This is a genomic window from Streptomyces sp. NPDC037273, assembly GCF_055603625.1.
On the sequence record NZ_JBVJVO010000008.1, the window covers coordinates 349,472 to 368,388 of the forward strand.

Consider the following 18,917-nt stretch of genomic DNA (forward strand, 5'->3'; position numbering starts at 1 on the left):
CCCGTCGTTCCACGCCATGTGGCGCAGCCTCGCCCCCATCGGCCGCAACGCCGACTCCGGCGGCTACCGCCGCTACGCCTGGACCGCCGCCGACGCCGACTGCCGGCTCTGGTTCCGGATGCAGGCCGAGGCCCGCCGCCTGGACGTCGAGACCGACCGCAACGGCAACCAGTGGGCCTGGCTCGGCGACCCGACGGCCGGCGACGCCGTCGTCACCGGCTCCCACCTGGACTCCGTCCCCGACGGCGGCGCCTTCGACGGCCCCCTCGGCGTCGTCTCCTCCTTCGCCGCCCTCGACGAGCTCCGCAAGCGCGGCGTCTCCTTCAAGCGCCCCCTCGCCATCGTCAACTTCGGCGACGAGGAAGGCGCCCGCTTCGGCCTCGCCTGCGTCGGGTCCCGCCTCACCGCCGGCCGCCTCACGAAGGAGCAGGCGTACGAGCTCCGCGACGCCGACGGGATCTCCCTCCCGCAGGCCATGGAGGCCGCCGGACACGACCCCTCGACGATCGGCGCCGACCCCGAGCGGCTCGCCCGCATCGGCGCCTTCGTCGAACTGCACGTCGAGCAGGGCCGCGCCCTCGACCTCTCCGGGGACGCCGTCGGCATCGCCTCCGCCATCTGGCCGCACGGCCGCTGGCGGTACGACTTCGCCGGCGAGGCCAACCACGCGGGCACCACCCGCCTGGTCGACCGACGCGACCCGATGCTCACCTACGCCGAGACCGTCCTCGCCGCCCGCCGCGAGGCCGAACTCGCCGGCGCCGTCGCCACCTTCGGCAAGATCGCCGTCGAACCCAACGGCGTCAACGCCATCCCGTCCATGGTCCGCGGCTGGCTCGACGCCCGCGCCGCCGACCAGGGCTCCCTGGACAAGGTCGTCGCCGGCATCGAGGCCGAGGCCCGCGCCCACGCCGAACGGCACGGCATCGACCTCGCCGTCGTCCAGGAGTCCTTCACCCCGATCGTGGACTTCTCGCACACCCTGCGCGACGAGCTGTCCCGCATCCTCGGCGCCTCCGGGAAGGTCCCGGTGCTCGGCACCGGCGCCGGACACGACGCGGGCATCCTGTCCGAGTCGATCCCGACCGCCATGCTGTTCGTACGGAACCCCACCGGCGTCTCGCACTCCCCGGCCGAATCCGCGGCCGAGGACGACTGCGTGGCCGGGGTCCTCGCACTCGCCGACGTACTGGAGGAACTGGCGTGCCGCTGACGACGTACTGGCTGGAACACGCCTGGCTCGACACCCACGTCGAGCCGGACGTGGCCCTGGAGGTCGCCGACGGCCGCGTCACCGCGGTCCGGACCGGCGTGGCGACCCCGCCCCCCGGCGCCGTGGCCCTCCACGGCCTCACCGTCCCCGGCCTCTCCAACGCCCACTCGCACGCCTTCCACCGCGCCCTGCGCGGCACCGTCCAGGTCGGCTCCGGGACCTTCTGGACCTGGCGCGAGGTCATGTACACCGTCGCCCAACGCCTCACCCCCGACAGCTACTTCGCCCTCGCCCGCGCGGTGTACGCGGAGATGGCGCTGGCCGGCATCACCTCCGTCGGCGAGTTCCACTACCTCCACCACGCGCCCGGCGGCACCCCCTACGCCGACCCCAACACGATGGGCGAGGCGCTCATCGCCGCCGCCGCCGAGGCCGGCATCCGCATCACCCTCCTCGACACCGCCTACCTCTCCTCCGGCTTCGGCGCCGCCCCCGAGCAGCACCAGCTCCGCTTCACCGACGGCACGGCGGAGAAGTGGGCCGAGCGGGTCTCGGCGCTCAAGGACCGGGAGGGCGTACGCGTCGGCGCGGCCATCCACTCCGTACGCGCCGTCCCCGCCGACCAGCTCGCGACCGTCGCCGCCTGGGCGTCCGAACGGAACGCGCCCCTGCACGTCCACCTCTCGGAGCAGACCGCCGAGAACGACGCCTGCCTCGCCGCGCACGGCATGACGCCCACCCAGCTCCTCGCGGAGCACGGCGTCCTCAGCCCCCGCACCACCGGCGTCCACAACACCCACATGACGGACGCGGACATCGCCCTCATCGGCTCCACGTCCACCGGCACCTGCATGTGCCCCACGACCGAGCGCGACCTCGCCGACGGCATCGGACCCGCCGTCGCCCTCCAGCGCGCCGGCTCCCCGCTCTCCCTCGGCAGCGACAGCCACGCCGTCGTCGACCTCCTGGAGGAAGCGCGGGCCATGGAGCTCAACGAGCGCCTCCGCACCCGCACCCGCGGCCACTGGACCGCCGCCGCGCTGCTCCGCGCCGCCACCGCCGACGGCCACGCCGCCCTCGGCTGGCAGGACGCCGGCGTCCTCGAGGAAGGCGCCCTCGCCGACTTCGCCACCATCGCCCTCGACACCGTCCGCACCGCGGGCCCCGTCCCCCGCCTCGCCGCCGAGACCGCCGTCTTCGCCGCCACCGCCTCCGACGTCCGGCACGTCGTCGTCGGCGGCCGCCACATCGTCCGCGACGGCTTCCACACCTCCGTCCCCGACGTCGGCAAGGCCCTCGCGGACGCGATCGCCGCGCTGAGGGGCTGACACCCGGGCCACCTGCCCGCACCCGAACCCCCAGCCCCCCACCGGAGAGCAGCATGACGACGACGCTCATCACGAACATCGCCACCCTCGTCACCAACGACCCGGCCCTCGGTGAAGGCCCCCTCGGCCTGATCCAGGACGCCGCCCTCGTCCTCGACGGCGCGACCGTCGCCTGGGCCGGCCCGGCCGCCGCCGCGCCCGTCGCCGACCGCCGCGTCGACGCGGGCGGACGCGCCGTCCTCCCCGGCTTCGTCGACTCCCACTCCCACCTCGTCTTCGCCGGCGACCGCACCGCCGAGTTCAACGCCCGCATGTCCGGCCAGCCCTACAAGGCGGGCGGCATCCGGACCACCGTCGCGGCGACCCGCGCCGCCTCGGACGCCGAGCTGTCGGCCAACGTGGCCCGCTACCTGCGCGAGGCCCTCGCGCAGGGCACCACGACGTTCGAGACCAAGTCCGGCTACGGCCTGACCGTCGAGGACGAGGCCCGCGCCCTGCGCATCGCGGCCGAGCACACCGACGAGGTCACCTACCTCGGCGCGCACATCGTGTCGCCGGACTACGCGGACGACCCGGCGGCGTACGTGGAGCTCGTGACGGGCGAGATGCTGGACGCCTGCGCCCCGTACGCCCGTTGGGTGGACGTCTTCTGCGAGAAGGGCGCGTTCGACGGCGACCAGGCCCGGGCGATCCTCACCGCCGGCAAGGCGAAGGGCCTGCACCCCCGGGTGCACGCCAACCAGCTCACGTACGGCCCCGGTGTCCAGCTGGCGGTGGAGCTCGACGCGGCGAGCGCGGACCACTGCACGCATCTGACGGACGAGGACGTCGACGCGCTGGCCTCCGGCAACACGGTGGCCACGCTCCTCCCGGGGGCGGAGTTCTCCACCCGCGCCGAGTGGCCGAACGCCCGCCGCCTCCTGGACGCGGGCGTCACCGTCGCCCTGTCCACGGACTGCAACCCCGGCTCCTCCTTCACCTCCTCCGTCCCCTTCTGTATCGCCCTCGCCGTACGGGACATGGGCATGACCCCCGACGAGGCCGTCTGGTCCGCCACCGCCGGCGGCGCCGCGGCCCTCCGCCGCACCGACGTCGGCCGGCTGTCCCCCGGCGCCCGCGCGGACCTCACCGTCCTCGACGCCCCGTCCCACGTCCACCTGGCCTACCGGCCCGGCGTCCCGCTGGTATCGGAGGTCTGGCGCAGGGGCGTGCGCGTGGTCTGAGCACCCGGTTGAGTAGACGTACTCAGGCGGGGGCGATCAGCCCCCGCCCAGACTGTGATCATGACTTCGACCTCCCCGCTCCCCAGCCGAATCCGCCGCGGTCTCGCGCTCGCCGCGCTCTCCGCCCTCGCCCTCACCGCCTGCGGTACGGAGAGCGGGGGAAGCGCCCGCCTCGACGCGTCCGGGCCCGGGGCCGGGGCCACGAGCTCCGCGTCGCCCGCCCCGACGCCCACCCGTACGCCCACGGCGCCCGCCGTCGACCCCGCCGACGACCCGAACCGCACGCCCGAGGAGCAGGCGGCCGAGCTGAGATACATGCAGTTCCTGCTCAAGGTCGCCGAACCCTGCGTGGACGCCCCGCCCACCGGCCCCCTGCCCGTGGAGCCGGACAGCACGCCGCACACGGGCCCGAGCGCCCCGCCCGAGCCCCCCGTCGAGGACGCGACCCCGCCCGCCCCGACCCCCTGGAACTTCGAACGCGCCCGCCAGGAACACGACTTGACCGACGTCGACAAGTGCGCGGCCCCCCTCCACGGCAAGCGCCTCTCGAAGGCCCTGCACGGCACCACCCCCGCCACCCCCGCCGCCGTCACCCAGACCCTCCGCGGCCTCGGCTACGACATCCCCTACCGCCTCCACCTCCCCCAGCAGACCCCCGGCCAGGTCACCTTCACCCTCGACCTCCGCTCCATGGGCGGCGAACTCTGCCTCTCCGCCACCTACGACGGCACCCACACCACCCTCGACCCCTACGCCGCCTCCCCGGACATCACCTGCCAGGACGTCAAGCGCCGCGCCTGATCAGCGGAACTCGTGGACGACCTCGATCACGCCCACGATGTGCGCGTTGAACTCCGCGAGCTCCTCCGCCGGCACCCACAGCTCCAGGATCGTCCGGCCACCGGCCTGCTGTACCGGGTACCTGCGCAGGAACTCGGTGTCGACCTCGAACCGGGTCACGTAACCGGCTCCGTCGTGCTTCACGTTCCAGTCGCGGGCGATCCTGATCGCGTAGTCCTCGTTGAGCACCGGGTAGAAGATCGGCTGCTCCGGCAGGCGCGGTGGCCAGGCGCGCCACTCCAGCTCCTGTACGAGCTCCAGCTCGACGGGCCCGGTGGGGCGCCACAGTGTCGTCGTCGGGCTGGTGTCGCCGGTCATGATGCTCGCTCGCTCTCTCCGTGTGTCGTTCAGGGCAGGCGAAGGTACCGGTGGGGCCCCGGGAGGGGCCAGCCGGTTTCGGTGGGGGTGGGGCTATTCGTCGAGGGTGAGGCCGTGGCGGAGGCGGGTGAGGGTGCGGGAGAGGAGGCGGGAGACGTGCATCTGGGAGATGCCGAGCTCGGCGCCGATCTCGGACTGGGTGAGGCCGGTGACGAAGCGGAGGGAGAGGATGAGGCGTTCGCGTTCGGGGAGGGAGGCGATCATCGGCTTGAGTGAGGCGACGTACTCGATGCCGGTGAGGCCGTGGTCCTCGTAGCCGAGCCGGTCCGCGAGGGCGGTCTCGCCGCCCGAACCGTCCTCCTCGTCGGGCTGGGCGTCGAGCGAGGCCGCGGTGTAGGCGTTGCTCGCGGTCATGCCCTCGACGACCTCCTCGGTGGAGATGCCGAGCGCGTCGGCGAGTTCGGCGGCGGTGGGGGAGCGGTCGAGCCGCTGGGAGAGCTCGTCGCCGACCCTGGCGAGGTCGAGGCGGAGTTCCTGGAGCCGCCGGGGCACGTGGACGGACCACGAGGTGTCGCGGAAGAAGCGCTTGATCTCGCCGATGATCGTCGGCATGGCGAAGGTGGGGAACTCGACCCCGCGGGCGAGTTCGAAGCGGTCGATCGCCTTGATGAGGCCGATGGTGCCGACCTGGACGATGTCCTCCATCGGTTCGCTGCGGGTGCCGTAGCGCGCGGCGGCGAACCTGACGAGGGCGAGGTTGAGTTCGACGAGCGTGTTGCGGACGTACGCGTGCTCGTGGGTGCCCTCTTCGAGCTCCGCGAGCCGGGCGAAGAGCTGCTTGGAGAGGGCGCGGGAGTCGACCGGTGCGATCCGGTCGAGGGGTACGTCGGCGGGGACGGTGAGGCCGAGCGCTGCCGACGGCGCGTCGGGGGTACGCGGGGCGTCGAGCCGGGGTGACATGAGTCTCCTTCGTTGTTCTTCTGCTGCGGTTTGCGGCGCCTCCGAAGCCGGTCGTGTCGGGTGTTCCCTTCTAGCCCTACCTGCTCGACGCTGATCGTTGCAAGTGCCAATAATCCGTTTCGTGCCGATATGCACCAGCCCATGGGTGCAAGGAAGGGTGCCTCGCTTGTAGGGTTCGACGCACGTCAGTCGGCATCCGCGAGAGCGAGAAGAGGCACGGTCATGGACCGCCAGCACATCGGCAGCGCGCAGCCCGCCCGGCTGCGGGTCGAGGTCCGGACCGTGGACGGCGCGAGCGAACTCCTCACCCCCGTGGGTGAGCTCGATCACCACACCGCCGGAATCCTGAGCGCCCCGCTGGACAGCGCGCTCGACGCGGGCCGTTCCCGGCTCGTCGTCGACTGCTCGGGCCTGGAGTTCTGCGACTCGACCGGGCTGAACGTGCTGCTCGGCGCCCGGCTCAGGGCGGACGCGGCCGGCGGTGGCGTCCATCTGGTGGCGATGCGGCCCCCGGTGGCCCGGGTGTTCCACATCACGGGCGCGGAAGCCGTCTTCACCCTCCACGAGACGCTCGCCACGGCGCTCCCCGGCTGAGACCGGCGCCGCCGCGGCGCCCCGGCACGGCCCGTACGTCCCGAACCACGTTCCGCCCCTCTGCCCCGTCCACCCTGTCTCGTCAACCGGTGAGGTGAAGCGCTGATGGACCGCGATCCCGACGTCCGTACGCTCGCCCTCGGCGAGACCAGCGGTACGGTGCCGCTCGCCCGCGACTTCACGAGGACCGCGCTCCAGGAGTGGGGCTGGCTGCCCGCCGCCACCGCCGACCGCAGGGCCGCCGCCGAGGACGTCCTGCTGGTCGTCTCCGAACTCGTCACCAACGCCTGTCTGCACGCCGAGGGCCCCGAGCGGCTGCGCGTCCTGCGCAGGTCCGCCGTCCTGCGCCTCGAAGTCACCGACCGCGGCGCCGGTCAGCCCGCGCCGCGCACCCCGCACCGCTCCGGCCGGCCCGGCGGGCACGGGATGTTCATCGTGCAGCGGCTCTGCCTCGACTGGGGCATCGAGCGGACCCCCGGCTCGCCTGGCAAGACGGTCTGGGCTGAACTCGCCGCTCCCTGACGGGAATCGGGGCCGGCGGGGCGGCCCTCACGGGACCCCTCAGGACTTTCACCGTCTCTCTTCCTTCTTGCTTCTTCCCTCCGTGAGGCCTCAGGCGTACCTTGACGGCCAATCTGAAAGACCGTCAGTTTCGTTGCGGTGAGGGGTGCTCGGGTGTCCAAGGTGCCGAACCGGAGGAGAACGACCGCCGCGCTCACGGCGGCCGTCGCGATGACGGGCGCGACCGTACTGGCCTCGGCCCCGGCCGCCCAGGCGGCCGTCGTCGACGTCAACTACGCGTGCCAGACGAAGATCGGGCCCAAGAGCGCGGTCTCGCCCGTCGACATCAAGGCCGTCAAGAGCGGCAGCGGCTACACGATCACCATGTCGTTCGAGAAGGGCGTCTCCGACAGCCCGATCGAACTCCCCAAGGGCGTCATGACCCCCCGCGCCGAACTCGTCCTCGGCGGCGCCGCCTCCGGCACGGTCAAGGTCACCGGCAGCCCGAACACCGCCGCCATCCCCGCCTTCAAGCCCATCGCCATCGGCAGCCTCACCGGCACCTTCACGCCGAAGAAGAACGGCAAGGTCACCTTCACCGCCGGCAAGCTGACCGTCCACGCCCTCGGCATGGACGCGGCCGTCTGCACCCCGAAGAACAACCCCAAGCCGTCCCTCGAACTCGATGTCACCGGCGCCTCGGGCGGCTCGGACACCCCGCCGCCCGCCGACGACGGCTCCGGGGCGGAACTGCCCAAGACCGGCCCGCTCGACTCCGCCATGGCCCTCGGCACCCTCGGCGGCACCGTCCTGCTGACCGGCGCCGCCGGAGTCCTCTGGCTCACCCGGCGCACGGCACGCTGATGCGGGCGGCCCCCCGCTCCGGCCTCCTGGCCGCCGCGACCGCCCTCGCCGGCGTGGTCGCGGCGGCTCCGGCGGTCGCCACGTCCTCCGCCGGCGCGGCGGCCCCCGCAGGGGCGCCCGGCCGGACGGCGGCACCCGCCTGGACCGCGGCGCCCGCCGCCGGACGGCCGTACGCCTATCTGGAGGGCCCCGCCGGCAGCGTCCTCCAGGACACCCTGTCGGTGACCAACCCGGGCGCGGGGCCGCTCACCGTCCGCCTCACCGGGCAGGGCGCGCCGGTGGCCTTCGCCGCCCGGAGCGTGACCGTGCCGGCCAGGACCAGGGCGGACGTGCCGTTCGCCGTGACCGTCACCGCCGACACCCCGCCCGGCGAACACCGCGGCACCGTCCGCGCCACGGCCGCCGGACGGGAGGTGCGGGTGGACCTGAGGCTGCGGGTGAACGGCCCGCGGCTCGCCGCGCTCACCGTCGAGGACGTCCGCGTCGACGCGGGCACCCTCCACTACACCCTGGTTAACCGCGGCAACACGGTCCTCGCCCCGGCCCTCGCGGTCCGGGCCGAAGGCCTCATCGGCACGGTCCTCGACCGGCCCGAGCGCCCCCTGCCGCTCACCCTCAGGCCCGGCGAGCGGGCCGCCCGCACCGAACCCTGGCCCGATCCGCCCGCCCTCGACTCCGTCACCGTCCGGCTGACCGCCACCGCCCCGGGCGCCGCCCCCGCCACGGCCCGCGCCGAGGCGGCCTTCGCGTCGGGCCCCGCGCTTGCCGCGGTGGCCGGCCTGCTCCTGGCGGCGGGCGGCGGCGCCTGGCGGATACGGCGGCGCGGCGCGTCCCGCGGGGCCTGTTCTTCCGGCCGAGCCACGGAGGGAGCGACATCATGAGGACGATCCGAACGGCCGCCGCCCTGCTGGCGGTCCTCGCCCTCGCGCTGCTGCCTGCGGCACCTTCGGCCGCCGCCCCGGGGCCCGCCGTCGAGCTCTCGCAGCCCGAGGGCGGCAAGGGCGGCGAGATCACCGTCAGCGGCAGCGGCTGGAAACCCGGCGCGCTGCTCATGCTGCTCGTCTGCGGGCAGGCCACCCCCGCCAGGGGCGTCATCGGCGGCACCAACTCCTGCGCCAACACCGACGGCCGGGCCGCCACCGTCGACGCCCGGGGCGCGTTCAGCACGAAACTCCCGGTCGCCGAACCGCCCAAGCCCTGCCCCTGCGTGGTGCACGTCGCCGGGGTCACCGGGCAACAGGACGCCGTCGACAAGGAGTTCACCGTCGCCGGGCATCCCGTGGCGCCGCTCCCCGAGGCCGCGGGCGACGGCCGGCTCGCCGTCCTCGCCGCCGTACGGCTCGACGGTTCCAGCGGCCTCCTCGTCTGGTTCGGGGCGCCCCCGCGCCGGGAGATCGTCTTCACCGTCGGCAACCTCGGCTCCGCGGCCGTCCGCGACCCCGTCTTCGAAGTGGGCACCAGCCACGGCGTGTTCGCCCCGCAGTACGAGGAACGCCAGTGGCGCGGCACCATCCCGCCCGGCGGCAAGGCCCTCGTACGGCTCCCGGCCGAACTGACGGCCGGCGCCCACGGCGACTACCAGCTCTCCGTGCGGTACGCGGGCAAGGTCCTGGTCGAGCAGCCCTGGGGGGTCGGCAGGCCCTGGGGCGTGACGCTCTTCTGGGCGCTGCTCGCCGTGGTCGTACCGGCGGCGCTGTTCCGGATCGGGATGGCCGTCGTCGACAAGGTCCGCCCGCGCACCGGCGGCCCCACCCGTGCCCGGGCGCGCACCCGGACCCGTACCCGTGCTTCCGTCCCCGCGGCCCGCGCACCCGGCGGCCCGGCGGACGAGGAACCGACCACGGTCCTGCCGTGGTTCAGCCCTGACTCCGCACCGTCAGCGCCAGAGAGCAGCAGCCCGACGACGAAGGGACATGCGTGAGTACGCAACGGAGGATGAGCGCGGCCGGGGTCGCGCTGATGCTCGGCGGCGCGGGGATCCTGTATACCGCCGGCCCCGCACAGGCCGCCGAGATCTCGTACAAGACGGAGTGCATCCCGCCGTCCATCTCCGGACTTCCGCCGGTGCAGGGCGCCACGAAGGTGCTCGTCACCGCGCCGGCGGAGGCGAAGGTCGGCGACGAGGTGGAGATCGTCTGGAAGACCGTCCAGGCCGCCTCGAAGAACCCCGACGTGCTCGACCTCGGCAAGGACACGGTCAAGCCGACCGGCGTCCTCACCGTCGGCGGCGCGGACTCCGGGACCGTCGCCATGGAGGGGCCGCGGCAGAACCCGCCGATCCCCAAGAACAGCCCGATGGTCCTGCCCGACATGAAGGGCAAGCTGAAGCTGACCAAGGCGGGTGACATCACCCTCACCCCCGGCAAGTACACGATCAACGTGTCCAAGCCGATCTCCACCGACACCAAGTGCACCCCGAAGGAGGCCGTGCCCGTCGGCGCCACCATCAAGGTCACCGACGCCGGCGGCTCGACCTCCGGCGGCTCCTCCTCCACCACCACCTCCGGCGGCTCCTCCTCCACCACGACCTCCGGCGGTACGAGCTCCACCACTTCCGGCGGTACGAGCTCCACGACCTCCGGCGGTACCAGCTCCACGAGCTCCGCGAGCGGTGGGTCCGGCGACACGGGCGACACCGGCGGGTCCGCCGTGACGTCGAGCGGCGGCACGGGCGGCTCGGCGAGCACGTCGACGAGCACCTCGGGCGGCGGCTCCGGCGGGGGCGGCGGGCAGACCGACTTCCCCGGCAAGGAGGTGTCGGTCGCGTTCGCCTGCGACTCGCCCGGACCGGCGAACATCAAGTCCAAGGTGACGATCAACGCCAAGAAGAACGGCGAGGTCTACGACCTGGTCGTGAAGACGGCCAAGGGCGTCATGCCCAGCCCGGCGGCCTTGCCCAAGGGCGCTCTCAAGCCCTCCATGGTGCTGAAGATCGGCGGGGCCGACAGCGGCACCGTGAAGGTCGTCGGCGCACCGAACCCGACCGCTCTGGCGGAGAAGGCCCCGGTGAGCCTGGAGGACATGAAGGGCACCTACCGGCCCGGCGCGACCGGCAAGTCGACGCTCAGCCCCGGCACGCTCACCATCAACGTCTCCATCGGCCCGGTGAAGATGGCGATCCCGTGCAGGATCAAGGGCGCCGTGAACGCCTCCCTCGAACTGGACACCAGCAAGCAGGCGGGCGGCGCCGCCGGCGGCGCGGACGCCGGTCCCAGCACGAGCGCGGGCACGGACTCGGCCTCCGGCGGCTCCTCCGGCGAGAACCTCGCCGAGACCGGCGCGGCGAGCGACGGCGCCCTGCGCGCCCTCGCCCTGGTCGCGGGCACGGTCATCCTGCTCGGCGGCGCGGTCTTCACCTTCACCCCGTGGGCGCGGCTCAGGAGGTGACGGGAACGGCGAAGGCCGCCGCACCGGTTCGGTGCGGCGGCCTTCGGTCGTACGAAGCCGTACGGGGGTGGGGTCAGTGGACGCTGCCCATGAGCCCCTGGACCTTCTTGCGGTACATGTAGATCGCGAAGCCGGCCGCGACGGCGAGCGCCGCCTGCAGGGCGATGATCCCGGTTCCGTTCAGGTCCACGCCCGCGATGGAGAGCAGACCCGTGGTGCAGTCACCGGCGGTGACGGCCAGGAACCAGACACCCATCATCTGGGAGGCGTACTTCTGCGGGGCCATCTTCGTGGTGACGGAGAGGCCGACGGGGGAGAGGCACAGCTCACCGATGGTCTGGATCATGTAGATCGAGACGAGCCACATCGGGGAGACCTTGGTGCCGTCGCCCGCCATGTTCATCGGGACGATGAAGACGAAGAAGGACGCGCCGACCAGGACCAGGCCCATCGCGAACTTCACGATGGTGTTCGGCTCCTGGTTCTTGCGGGCCAGCCACAGCCACAGCCAGGCGAAGACCGGGGCCAGCGCCATGACGAACAGCGGGTTCAGCGACTGGTACCAGGTGGCGGGGAAGCCGAGGCCGAAGATGGTGTCCGCGGTCTTGGCGTCGGCGAACAGGGAGAGCGTCGAGCCACCCTGGTCGTAGATCATCCAGAAGATCGCGGCGGCGACGAAGAACCAGATGTAGCCGGTCACGCGGGACTTCTCGCCCGCGTTCAGGTCCTTGTCGCCCTTGATGCGCGCCAGGACGGCGACCGGGATGATCAGGCCGGCGAGGGTGATCGGGACCATCGCCCAGTTCAGGGTGTACATGCCGAGGGCGACCACGGCACCGTAGAACGCGGCGACGACGACGGCGACGACGGCGACCTTGGTGATGACGGCCTTGCGCTCGGCCGGCGACAGCGGGTTCGGGACCTCGCTGCTCTTCGGGTTCAGCGTCTTGCCGAAGGCCAGGAAGACGGCCAGGCCCAGGCCCATGCCGACGGCGGCGAGGGCGAAGCCCAGGTGCCAGTTGACCTTCTCGCCGACGGTGCCGATGACCAGGGGAGCGAAGAACGCGCCCAGGTTGATGCCGATGTAGAAGAGCGTGAAGCCACCGTCACGGCGCGGGTCGTCGGCGCCCTTGTAGAGGTGGCCGACCATCGTCGAGATGTTGGCCTTGAGCAGACCGGATCCGACCGCGACGAGCGCGAGGCCGACGAAGAACATCGCCTGGCCGGGGATGGCCAGCGAGATGTGACCGAGCATGATCACGGAGGCCGCGATCGCGACCGTCTTGCGGGCGCCCCAGACGCGGTCGCCGAACCAGCCGCCGGGCATGGCCATCAGGTAGACCATCGACACGTAGACGGAGTAGATCGCCGTCGCCGTGGCCGCGGTCATCGCGAGGCCGCCGCCCTGGCTGCCCGTGGCGGCGTCCACGCCGCCGGAGACCAGGTACAGAACCAGAAGGGCCCGCATGCCGTAGTAGGAGAAACGCTCCCACATCTCGGTCATGAAGAGGGTGGCCAGGCCGCGGGGGTGGCCGAGGAAGGTCTTCTCGTAGCCGAGGGGTTCGGCCGAGTCCTTCGTCAGGCTGGACGCCATGTCGATCCTTGCTCTGTCGGGACGCACGCCTTGTGAGCGTGATGCGCCCGGTGGGGGAGGCCGGCACCGGCGAAGTCGTGGGACTCCGCCGGGATCCACGCCCCGGGAGATGCGTCGTCGCTTCCCGGGACCCGGCCCACAGGTCATTCGCCGTCATCCGAGGCTGGCAGGGCCCACCTCACGCAGAAAGAGGACCTTGGCGCGCGAAGCTGGCCAAAGGTCCCCGAATACCGCTACTGACGTCTCGACACCATACGACACGACAGTGCCGGATATGGAAGGACTTGAGAGATGGATCACAGGCGCGGATGCAACCACGCGCCGTCATTCGAAGGTCATGTGCAAGATACCCACAAGATCCCCAGGGGTCGTCCGGCCCGTGCCGATCCCGCCCCGGCCCGGTACGCCTGCGGACTACCATCACCCCATGACCCGTGTACTGCTCGCCGAGGACGACGCATCCATCTCGGAACCGCTGGCCCGCGCCCTGCGGAGAGAGGGGTACGAGGTCGAGGTCCGCGAGGACGGCCCGACCGCCCTCGACGCCGGACTCCAGGGCGGCGTGGACCTGGTCGTGCTCGACCTGGGCCTGCCCGGCATGGACGGCCTCGAAGTCGCCCGCCGGCTGCGTGCCGAAGGCCACACGGTCCCGATCCTGGTCCTCACCGCACGGGCCGACGAGGTCGACACCGTCGTCGGGCTGGACGCGGGCGCGGACGACTACGTCACCAAGCCCTTCCGGCTCGCCGAACTCCTCGCCCGGGTCCGGGCCCTGCTCCGGCGCGGCGCCACCGAGCCCGCCGTCGCCCCCGCCACCCACGGCGTCCGCATCGACGTCGAGTCGCACCGGGCCTGGATGGGCGACGAGGAGCTCCAGCTCACGGCCAAGGAGTTCGATCTGCTGCGGGTCCTCGTCCGCGACGCGGGCCGGGTCGTCACCCGCGACCAGCTGATGCGGGAGGTCTGGGACACCACCTGGTGGTCCTCCACCAAGACCCTCGACATGCACATCTCCTGGCTCCGCAAGAAGCTCGGGGACGACGCCGCCAACCCGCGGTACATCGCCACCGTCCGCGGCGTCGGCTTCCGCTTCGAGAAGTCCTGAGTCACCGTTAAGCCATGCGCCGCCGCCTGATCAACTCCACGCTCGCCGTGGTGCTCGTCGTCATCTCCGTCTTCGGTGTCTCCCTGGTCCTCGTGGAGACCCGCACGATCGCCGGCAGCGCGCAGGAGAGCGTGGACTCGGAGGCGCTCCGAATCGTCTCGATCGTGGACAGCCGGCTGATCGGCGGGGAGCCGGTGAACCCGGACATCCTGGCCGAGCAGAGCGGCGCCAAGCGCTACGCCCAGATCCGCATCCCGGGACGGGAGTCGATCGAGATCGGCACCCGCCCCGAGGGCGACGTCATCCGGGGCCTGGCCGAGGGCGAGCGCGGCGAGACCGTGATCGTCGAGGAGTCCCGCTCGACCGTCACCGCCGAGGTCGGCCGCACGCTCCTGATCATCGGCGCCGTGGCCCTGCTCGCCGTCGTGGCCGCCGTCCTCCTCGCCGTGCGCCAGGCGGACAAGCTGGCGTCCCCGCTCACCGACCTCGCCGAGACCGCCGAACGCCTCGGCTCCGGAGACCCCAGGCCCCGGCACAAGCGGTACGGGGTCCCCGAGCTCGACCGCGTCGCCGACGTCCTGGACGCCTCGGCCGAACGCATCGCCCGGATGCTCACCGCCGAGCGCCGGCTCGCCGCCGACGCCTCCCACCAGCTCCGTACGCCCCTCACGGCCCTCTCCATGCGCCTGGAGGAGGTCGCCCTCGCCGACGACCTCGACACGGTCAAGGAGGAGGCGACGATCGCGCTCACCCAGGTCGAGCGGCTCACCGACGTCGTCGAGCGGCTGCTGACCAACGCCAGGGACCCGCGCACCGGCTCCGCCGTCGCCTTCGACCTCGACGAGGTCGTCAAGCAGCAGCTGGAGGAGTGGCGGCCGGCCTACCGCAGCGCCGGCCGGGCCATCGTGCACTCCGGCAAGCAGGGGATGCGGGCCGTCGGCACCCCCGGGGCGGTCGCCCAGGTCCTCGCGGCCCTCATCGAGAACTCGCTCATGCACGGCGGCGGCACCGTCGCCGTGCGCACCCGGGTCACCGGCAACCAGTCGGTGATCGAGGTCACCGACGAGGGCCCCGGCGTCCCCGCCGACCTCGGCGCCCGGATCTTCGAGCGGGCGGTCAGCGGCCGCAGCTCCACCGGCATCGGCCTGGCGGTCGCCCGCGACCTCGCCGAGGCCGACGGCGGGCGCCTGGAACTGCTCCAGCAGCATCCGCCGGTCTTCGCGCTCTTCCTGAGCCGTGAGGTCAGGAGCCGTACGGAGGAGCTCCCGGAGCGCCCGGTCCGCTGACCGCGCGTCCCCGGCGGTACACGCGAAAGGGCCGGTCCGATGACGGACCGGCCCTTTCGGGAAGCGGGGGGATCAGACCCGGTCGGGCTGACGGCGGGTGGCCTGGCGCGGGGCGTGCTCCAGGAAGGACTCGGCGGCCTGCACGGCCTCCTTCTCCTCCGGGGCGGGCAGCGCGCGGAAGACCCAGGTGCGGTACGACCAGAAGCGGAAGACCGTGCCGACGCCGATGCCGAAGAACTTGAAGAAGTTGCTCTGCAGCGGGCTGTCCCAGCCGAAGCCGTACGTCGCCGCGTAGAGCACGCCGTTCTCGATCACCATGCCGATGGCGCTGAACAGCAGGAAGAGGGTCAGCTCGCGGGCGCGGCCGGACTTCTCGCGGTCCCGGTAGGTGAAGTACCGGAAGCCGACGTAGTTGAAGGCGATGGCGACGACCGTGGCGATCAGGCTCGCGCGGACCACGGGGAGCTCCGTGGTGTTGCGCACGAGGTTGAAGACACCCATGTTGACCAGGACGCCGAGGCCGCCGACGGCCCCGAATTTCACCACCTCGCGGGCGAGCTGGTTCAGCTTCGTGCGCAGCGCGCCCGGTTCACTCATGGTGGTGGCCCGTCTCATCAGTTCATATGACGTCCGGGTGACGTCAACCAAACCATGCTAACCAGCCGGTCCGGTGATCGTCCTCCGGCCGCCGAAACTGTGAGCCTTCCCCGTCCCACCTGTGCCAACACACAGCCGCGTGAGTGATCAAAGCTTGTGCGGATACCCTAAGAGGGTGACGTTCCCCGTAGTAGGCATGGTCGGTGGCGGTCAGCTCGCCCGTATGACCCACGAGGCGGGTATCCCCCTCGGTATCAAGTTCAAGCTGCTCAGCGACACCCCGCAGGACTCCGCGGCCCAGGTGGTGAGCGAGGTCGTCATCGGCGACTACCGCGACCTGGACACGCTGCGTGACTTCGCGCGCGGATGCGATGTGATCACCTTCGACCACGAGCACGTGCCCACCGAGCACCTGCGCGCCCTCGAAGCCGACGGCATCCCCGTCCGCCCGGGCCCCGACGCCCTCGTTCACGCCCAGGACAAGGGCGTGATGCGCGCGAAGCTCGACGAGATCGGCGCCCCCAGCCCCCGGCACCGCATCGTCGCGGACGCCGAGGACGCGGTGGCCTTCGCCGCCGAGGTGGGCGGCTTCCCGATCATCCTGAAGACCGTGCGCGGCGGCTACGACGGCAAGGGCGTCTGGTTCGTCCGTACCGCCGAGGACGCCCGCGACCCCTTCCTCGCCGGGGTACCGGTCCTCGCCGAGGAGAAGGTCGACTTCGTCCGCGAGCTCGCGGCGAACATCGTCCGCTCCCCGCACGGCCAGGCCGTCGCCTACCCGGTGGTCGAGTCCCGCCAGGTCGACGGCGTCTGCGACACCGTGATCGCGCCCGCGCCCGACCTCGACGACGCGCTCGCGGTCCAGGCCCAGGAGCTGGCGCTGCGGATCGCCAAGGAGCTCGGCGTCGTCGGCCACCTGGCCGTCGAGCTGTTCCAGACCACGGACGGCCGCATCCTCGTCAACGAACTGGCGATGCGCCCGCACAACTCAGGTCACTGGACCCAGGACGGGGCGATCACCTCGCAGTTCGCCAACCACGTCCGGGCGGTGCTCGACCTGCCCCTCGGCGATCCGCGACCGCGCGCGCCGTGGACCGTGATGTGCAATGTCCTGGGCGGCGACTACCCGGACATGTACTCCGCGTACCTGCACTGCATGGCCAGGGACCCGCAGCTCAAGATCCACATGTACGGCAAGGACGTGAAGCCCGGCCGCAAGGTGGGGCACGTCAACACCTACGGCGACGACCTGGACGAGGTGCTGGAGCGCGCCCGCCACGCCGCCGGATACCTGCGAGGAACGATCACCGAATGAGCCACGCCACCTCCGACGCCCCCGTCATCGGCATCGTCATGGGCTCCGACTCCGACTGGCCCGTCATGGAGGCCGCCGCCCAGGCCCTCGACGAGTTCGAGATCCCCTACGAGGTCGACGTCGTCTCCGCCCACCGGATGCCCCGCGAGATGATCGCGTACGGCGAGGAGGCGGCCGGCCGCGGCCTGAAGGCGATCATCGCGGGCGCGGGCGGCGCCGCCCACCTGCCGGGCATGCTCGCCTCGGTCACCCCGCTCCCGGTCATCGGCGTGCCGGTGCCGCTGAAGTACCTCGACGGCGTGGACTCGCTCTACTCGATCGTGCAGATGCCGGCCGGCATCCCGGTCGCGACGGTCTCCGTCGCCGGCGCGCGGAACGCGGGCCTGCTCGCCGTCCGCATGCTCGCCGCGCACGACCCCGAGCTCCTCGCGCGGATGGAGGAGTTCCTCCAGGACCTCAACGCCCAGGCGACGGAAAAGGGCAAGCGCCTGCGGGCCAAGGTCGAGGGCGCGGAGTCGTTCGGCTTCGCCAAGTGACCGCGGCGGACCGGCTCGCGGAGGCCAGGGAACTCCTGGCCTCCGCCCCCGTCGTCGACGGCCACAACGACCTGCCGTGGGCCCTGCGCCAGCACGTCCGCTACGACCTGGACCGCCTCGACATCGGCGCGGACCAGACCGGCGTGCTCCACACCGACCTCGCCCGCCTGCGGGCCGGCGCGGTCGGCGCCCAGTTCTGGTCGGTGTACGTGCCCTGCGCCCTCACCGGCGACAACGCGGTCAGCGCGACCCTGGAGCAGATCGACATCGTCGACCAGCTCCTGGAGCGGTACGGCTCCGAGCTCGCCCCCGCGCTGACGGCGGCGGACATGGAGGCGGCCCGAGGCCAGGGCCGTATCGCCTCCCTCAAGGGCGCCGAGGGCGGCCACTCGATCAACAACTCCCTCGCCACCCTGCGGGCGTTCCACGCCCTGGGCGTCCGCTACATGACGCTCACGCACAACGACAACAACGACTGGGCGGACTCGGCCACCGACGAGCCCGGCGTCGGCGGACTCTCGGCCTTCGGGCGCGAGGTCGTCCGCGAGATGAACCGCTGCGGCATGCTCGTCGACCTCTCGCACGTCGCCGCCACCACCATGCGGGACGCGCTCGACGCCACGACCGCGCCGGTGATCTTCTCGCACTCCTCGTCCCGCGCGGTCTGCGACCACCCGCGGAACATCCCGGACGACGTCCTGGAGCGGCTGCCCGCCAACGGCGGCGTCGCGATGGCGACGTTCGTGCCGAAGTTCATCCTCCCCGCCGCCGTCGAGTGGACGGCACGGGCGGACGACAACCTCCGGGCGCACGGCTTCGACCACCTCGACACCACCGCCGAGGCGATGAAGCTGCACCGCGCCTTCGAGGCGGAGCACCCGCGCCCGATCGCCACCGTCGCCACGGTCGCCGACCACCTCGACCACATGCGCGAGGTCGCCGGCGTCGACCACATCGGCATCGGCGGCGACTACGACGGCACGGCCTTCTCCCCGGCCGGACTCGACGACGTCGCCGGCTATCCGAACCTGATCGCGGAGCTCCTGCACCGCGGCTGGTCCCGGCCCGACCTCGCCAAGCTCACCTGGTCCAACGCGGTCCGCGTGCTGGGCGACGCGGAGTCGGTCTCCCGCGACCTCAGGAGCCGTACGGCTCCGTCGAACGCCACCATCGACACGCTCGACACGCCCTGATCCACTCACCCGGACGGCGTACTCCGCCGCGCCCCCCGAGGGGGCCGGTGGCACGGTGGACGG

Annotated in this window: 19 protein-coding genes; 15 read left to right on the forward strand and 4 right to left on the reverse strand. The window is 72.4% G+C overall.

Translation table 11 applies throughout. The annotated features are described in order from the left end of the window. Window positions 1-16 precede the first annotated feature (16 nt). From ACZ7G1_RS23215 to ACZ7G1_RS23230, 4 genes are read left to right on the forward strand one after another with little or no spacing between them, the layout of a single operon-like run. Window positions 17-1,213 carry an allantoate amidohydrolase gene (locus ACZ7G1_RS23215; protein WP_470877527.1) on the forward strand — a complete coding sequence of 399 codons (1,197 nt, stop codon included), beginning with the start codon at window positions 17-19 and terminating at the stop codon, window positions 1,211-1,213. Beyond that, window positions 1,204-2,541, forward strand: a complete 1,338-nt coding sequence (locus ACZ7G1_RS23220; RefSeq protein WP_470877373.1) for a formimidoylglutamate deiminase — start codon at window positions 1,204-1,206, stop codon at window positions 2,539-2,541. The genes ACZ7G1_RS23215 and ACZ7G1_RS23220 overlap by 10 nt, the downstream gene beginning before the upstream one ends. A gap of 53 nt (window positions 2,542-2,594) precedes the next feature. After that, the gene (hutI, locus tag ACZ7G1_RS23225; RefSeq protein ID WP_470877372.1) at window positions 2,595-3,764 is read left to right on the forward strand and encodes an imidazolonepropionase; all 1,170 of its coding nucleotides are present in this window, start codon (window positions 2,595-2,597) and stop codon (window positions 3,762-3,764) included. A gap of 60 nt (window positions 3,765-3,824) precedes the next feature. Further along, complete coding sequence (locus tag ACZ7G1_RS23230) at window positions 3,825-4,565, forward strand: hypothetical protein (protein WP_470877371.1); 741 nt, start codon at window positions 3,825-3,827, stop codon at window positions 4,563-4,565. On the opposite strand, the gene ACZ7G1_RS23235 is transcribed toward ACZ7G1_RS23230, so the two are convergent. Together ACZ7G1_RS23235 and ACZ7G1_RS23240 are read right to left on the reverse strand one after the other, a co-directional pair. Further along, window positions 4,566-4,922 carry a hypothetical protein gene (locus tag ACZ7G1_RS23235; protein WP_470877370.1) on the reverse strand — a complete coding sequence of 119 codons (357 nt, stop codon included), beginning with the start codon at window positions 4,920-4,922 and terminating at the stop codon, window positions 4,566-4,568. 93 nt (window positions 4,923-5,015) lie between these two features. Beyond that, complete coding sequence (locus ACZ7G1_RS23240; RefSeq protein ID WP_470877369.1) at window positions 5,016-5,882, reverse strand: RNA polymerase sigma factor SigF; 867 nt, start codon at window positions 5,880-5,882, stop codon at window positions 5,016-5,018. A 222-nt stretch (window positions 5,883-6,104) separates the two neighbouring features. Between ACZ7G1_RS23240 and ACZ7G1_RS23245 the strand changes: the two genes are divergently transcribed. From ACZ7G1_RS23245 to ACZ7G1_RS23270, 6 genes are all read left to right on the forward strand, one after another. Beyond that, complete coding sequence (locus ACZ7G1_RS23245) at window positions 6,105-6,476, forward strand: STAS domain-containing protein (RefSeq protein ID WP_470877368.1); 372 nt, start codon at window positions 6,105-6,107, stop codon at window positions 6,474-6,476. Window positions 6,477-6,581: 105 nt separating this feature from the next. Continuing rightward, window positions 6,582-6,998, forward strand: a complete 417-nt coding sequence (locus tag ACZ7G1_RS23250) for an ATP-binding protein (protein ID WP_470877367.1) — start codon at window positions 6,582-6,584, stop codon at window positions 6,996-6,998. Between the two features lie 162 nt (window positions 6,999-7,160). After that, window positions 7,161-7,841: a peptidase gene (locus ACZ7G1_RS23255; protein WP_470877526.1), complete on the forward strand. Its 681-nt coding sequence runs from the start codon at window positions 7,161-7,163 to the stop codon at window positions 7,839-7,841. Next, a complete protein-coding gene (locus tag ACZ7G1_RS23260) occupies window positions 7,841-8,722 on the forward strand; it encodes a COG1470 family protein (protein ID WP_470877366.1) in 882 nt (293 codons plus the stop codon). The genes ACZ7G1_RS23255 and ACZ7G1_RS23260 overlap by 1 nt, the downstream gene beginning before the upstream one ends. Further along, window positions 8,719-9,762: a hypothetical protein gene (locus ACZ7G1_RS23265; RefSeq protein WP_470877365.1), complete on the forward strand. Its 1,044-nt coding sequence runs from the start codon at window positions 8,719-8,721 to the stop codon at window positions 9,760-9,762. The genes ACZ7G1_RS23260 and ACZ7G1_RS23265 overlap by 4 nt, the downstream gene beginning before the upstream one ends. A 14-nt stretch (window positions 9,763-9,776) precedes the next feature. Continuing rightward, on the forward strand, window positions 9,777-11,228 hold the full coding sequence (locus ACZ7G1_RS23270; RefSeq protein ID WP_470877364.1) for a hypothetical protein: 1,452 nt from the start codon (window positions 9,777-9,779) through the stop codon (window positions 11,226-11,228). 73 nt (window positions 11,229-11,301) lie between these two features. On the opposite strand, the gene ACZ7G1_RS23275 is transcribed toward ACZ7G1_RS23270, so the two are convergent. Then, a complete protein-coding gene (locus ACZ7G1_RS23275; protein WP_470877363.1) occupies window positions 11,302-12,822 on the reverse strand; it encodes a peptide MFS transporter in 1,521 nt (506 codons plus the stop codon). Window positions 12,823-13,249: 427 nt separating this feature from the next. Here ACZ7G1_RS23275 and ACZ7G1_RS23280 point away from each other — a divergent pair, with 427 nt between their 5' ends. Together ACZ7G1_RS23280 and ACZ7G1_RS23285 are read left to right on the forward strand one after the other, a co-directional pair. Continuing rightward, a complete protein-coding gene (locus tag ACZ7G1_RS23280; protein WP_376446148.1) occupies window positions 13,250-13,927 on the forward strand; it encodes a response regulator transcription factor in 678 nt (225 codons plus the stop codon). Window positions 13,928-13,941: 14 nt separating this feature from the next. Further along, window positions 13,942-15,213 carry an ATP-binding protein gene (locus tag ACZ7G1_RS23285; protein WP_470877362.1) on the forward strand — a complete coding sequence of 424 codons (1,272 nt, stop codon included), beginning with the start codon at window positions 13,942-13,944 and terminating at the stop codon, window positions 15,211-15,213. A gap of 72 nt (window positions 15,214-15,285) precedes the next feature. Here ACZ7G1_RS23285 and ACZ7G1_RS23290 read toward each other — a convergent pair whose 3' ends face one another. Next, the gene (locus ACZ7G1_RS23290) at window positions 15,286-15,810 is read right to left on the reverse strand and encodes a GtrA family protein (RefSeq protein WP_470877361.1); all 525 of its coding nucleotides are present in this window, start codon (window positions 15,808-15,810) and stop codon (window positions 15,286-15,288) included. 175 nt (window positions 15,811-15,985) lie between these two features. Between ACZ7G1_RS23290 and ACZ7G1_RS23295 the strand changes: the two genes are divergently transcribed. The 3 genes from ACZ7G1_RS23295 to ACZ7G1_RS23305 are packed head-to-tail and all read left to right on the forward strand — an operon-like array spanning window position 15,986 to window position 18,854. Next, window positions 15,986-17,125, forward strand: coding sequence for a 5-(carboxyamino)imidazole ribonucleotide synthase (locus tag ACZ7G1_RS23295; RefSeq protein WP_470877360.1), 1,140 nt, complete (start codon window positions 15,986-15,988; stop codon window positions 17,123-17,125). Beyond that, complete coding sequence (gene purE, locus ACZ7G1_RS23300) at window positions 17,122-17,661, forward strand: 5-(carboxyamino)imidazole ribonucleotide mutase (protein ID WP_470877359.1); 540 nt, start codon at window positions 17,122-17,124, stop codon at window positions 17,659-17,661. Before ACZ7G1_RS23295 ends, purE begins: the two co-directional genes overlap by 4 nt. Further along, the gene (locus ACZ7G1_RS23305) at window positions 17,658-18,854 is read left to right on the forward strand and encodes a dipeptidase (RefSeq protein ID WP_470877358.1); all 1,197 of its coding nucleotides are present in this window, start codon (window positions 17,658-17,660) and stop codon (window positions 18,852-18,854) included. Before purE ends, ACZ7G1_RS23305 begins: the two co-directional genes overlap by 4 nt. Window positions 18,855-18,917 lie beyond the last annotated feature (63 nt).

Coding starts and splice junctions, on each gene's coding strand:
- ACZ7G1_RS23215 (WP_470877527.1), top strand. CDS start 17: ATGTGGCGCAGCCTCGCCCCCATCGGCCGCAACGCCGACTCCGGCGGC.
- hutI (WP_470877372.1), top strand. CDS start 2,595: ATGACGACGACGCTCATCACGAACATCGCCACCCTCGTCACCAACGAC.
- ACZ7G1_RS23230 (WP_470877371.1), top strand. CDS start 3,825: ATGACTTCGACCTCCCCGCTCCCCAGCCGAATCCGCCGCGGTCTCGCG.
- ACZ7G1_RS23235 (WP_470877370.1), bottom strand. CDS start 4,922: ATGACCGGCGACACCAGCCCGACGACGACACTGTGGCGCCCCACCGGG.
- ACZ7G1_RS23240 (WP_470877369.1), bottom strand. CDS start 5,882: ATGTCACCCCGGCTCGACGCCCCGCGTACCCCCGACGCGCCGTCGGCA.
- ACZ7G1_RS23245 (WP_470877368.1), top strand. CDS start 6,105: ATGGACCGCCAGCACATCGGCAGCGCGCAGCCCGCCCGGCTGCGGGTC.
- ACZ7G1_RS23250 (WP_470877367.1), top strand. CDS start 6,582: ATGGACCGCGATCCCGACGTCCGTACGCTCGCCCTCGGCGAGACCAGC.
- ACZ7G1_RS23260 (WP_470877366.1), top strand. CDS start 7,841: ATGCGGGCGGCCCCCCGCTCCGGCCTCCTGGCCGCCGCGACCGCCCTC.
- ACZ7G1_RS23265 (WP_470877365.1), top strand. CDS start 8,719: ATGAGGACGATCCGAACGGCCGCCGCCCTGCTGGCGGTCCTCGCCCTC.
- ACZ7G1_RS23270 (WP_470877364.1), top strand. CDS start 9,777: ATGAGCGCGGCCGGGGTCGCGCTGATGCTCGGCGGCGCGGGGATCCTG.
- ACZ7G1_RS23275 (WP_470877363.1), bottom strand. CDS start 12,822: ATGGCGTCCAGCCTGACGAAGGACTCGGCCGAACCCCTCGGCTACGAG.
- ACZ7G1_RS23280 (WP_376446148.1), top strand. CDS start 13,250: ATGACCCGTGTACTGCTCGCCGAGGACGACGCATCCATCTCGGAACCG.
- ACZ7G1_RS23285 (WP_470877362.1), top strand. CDS start 13,942: ATGCGCCGCCGCCTGATCAACTCCACGCTCGCCGTGGTGCTCGTCGTC.
- ACZ7G1_RS23290 (WP_470877361.1), bottom strand. CDS start 15,810: ATGAGTGAACCGGGCGCGCTGCGCACGAAGCTGAACCAGCTCGCCCGC.
- purE (WP_470877359.1), top strand. CDS start 17,122: ATGAGCCACGCCACCTCCGACGCCCCCGTCATCGGCATCGTCATGGGC.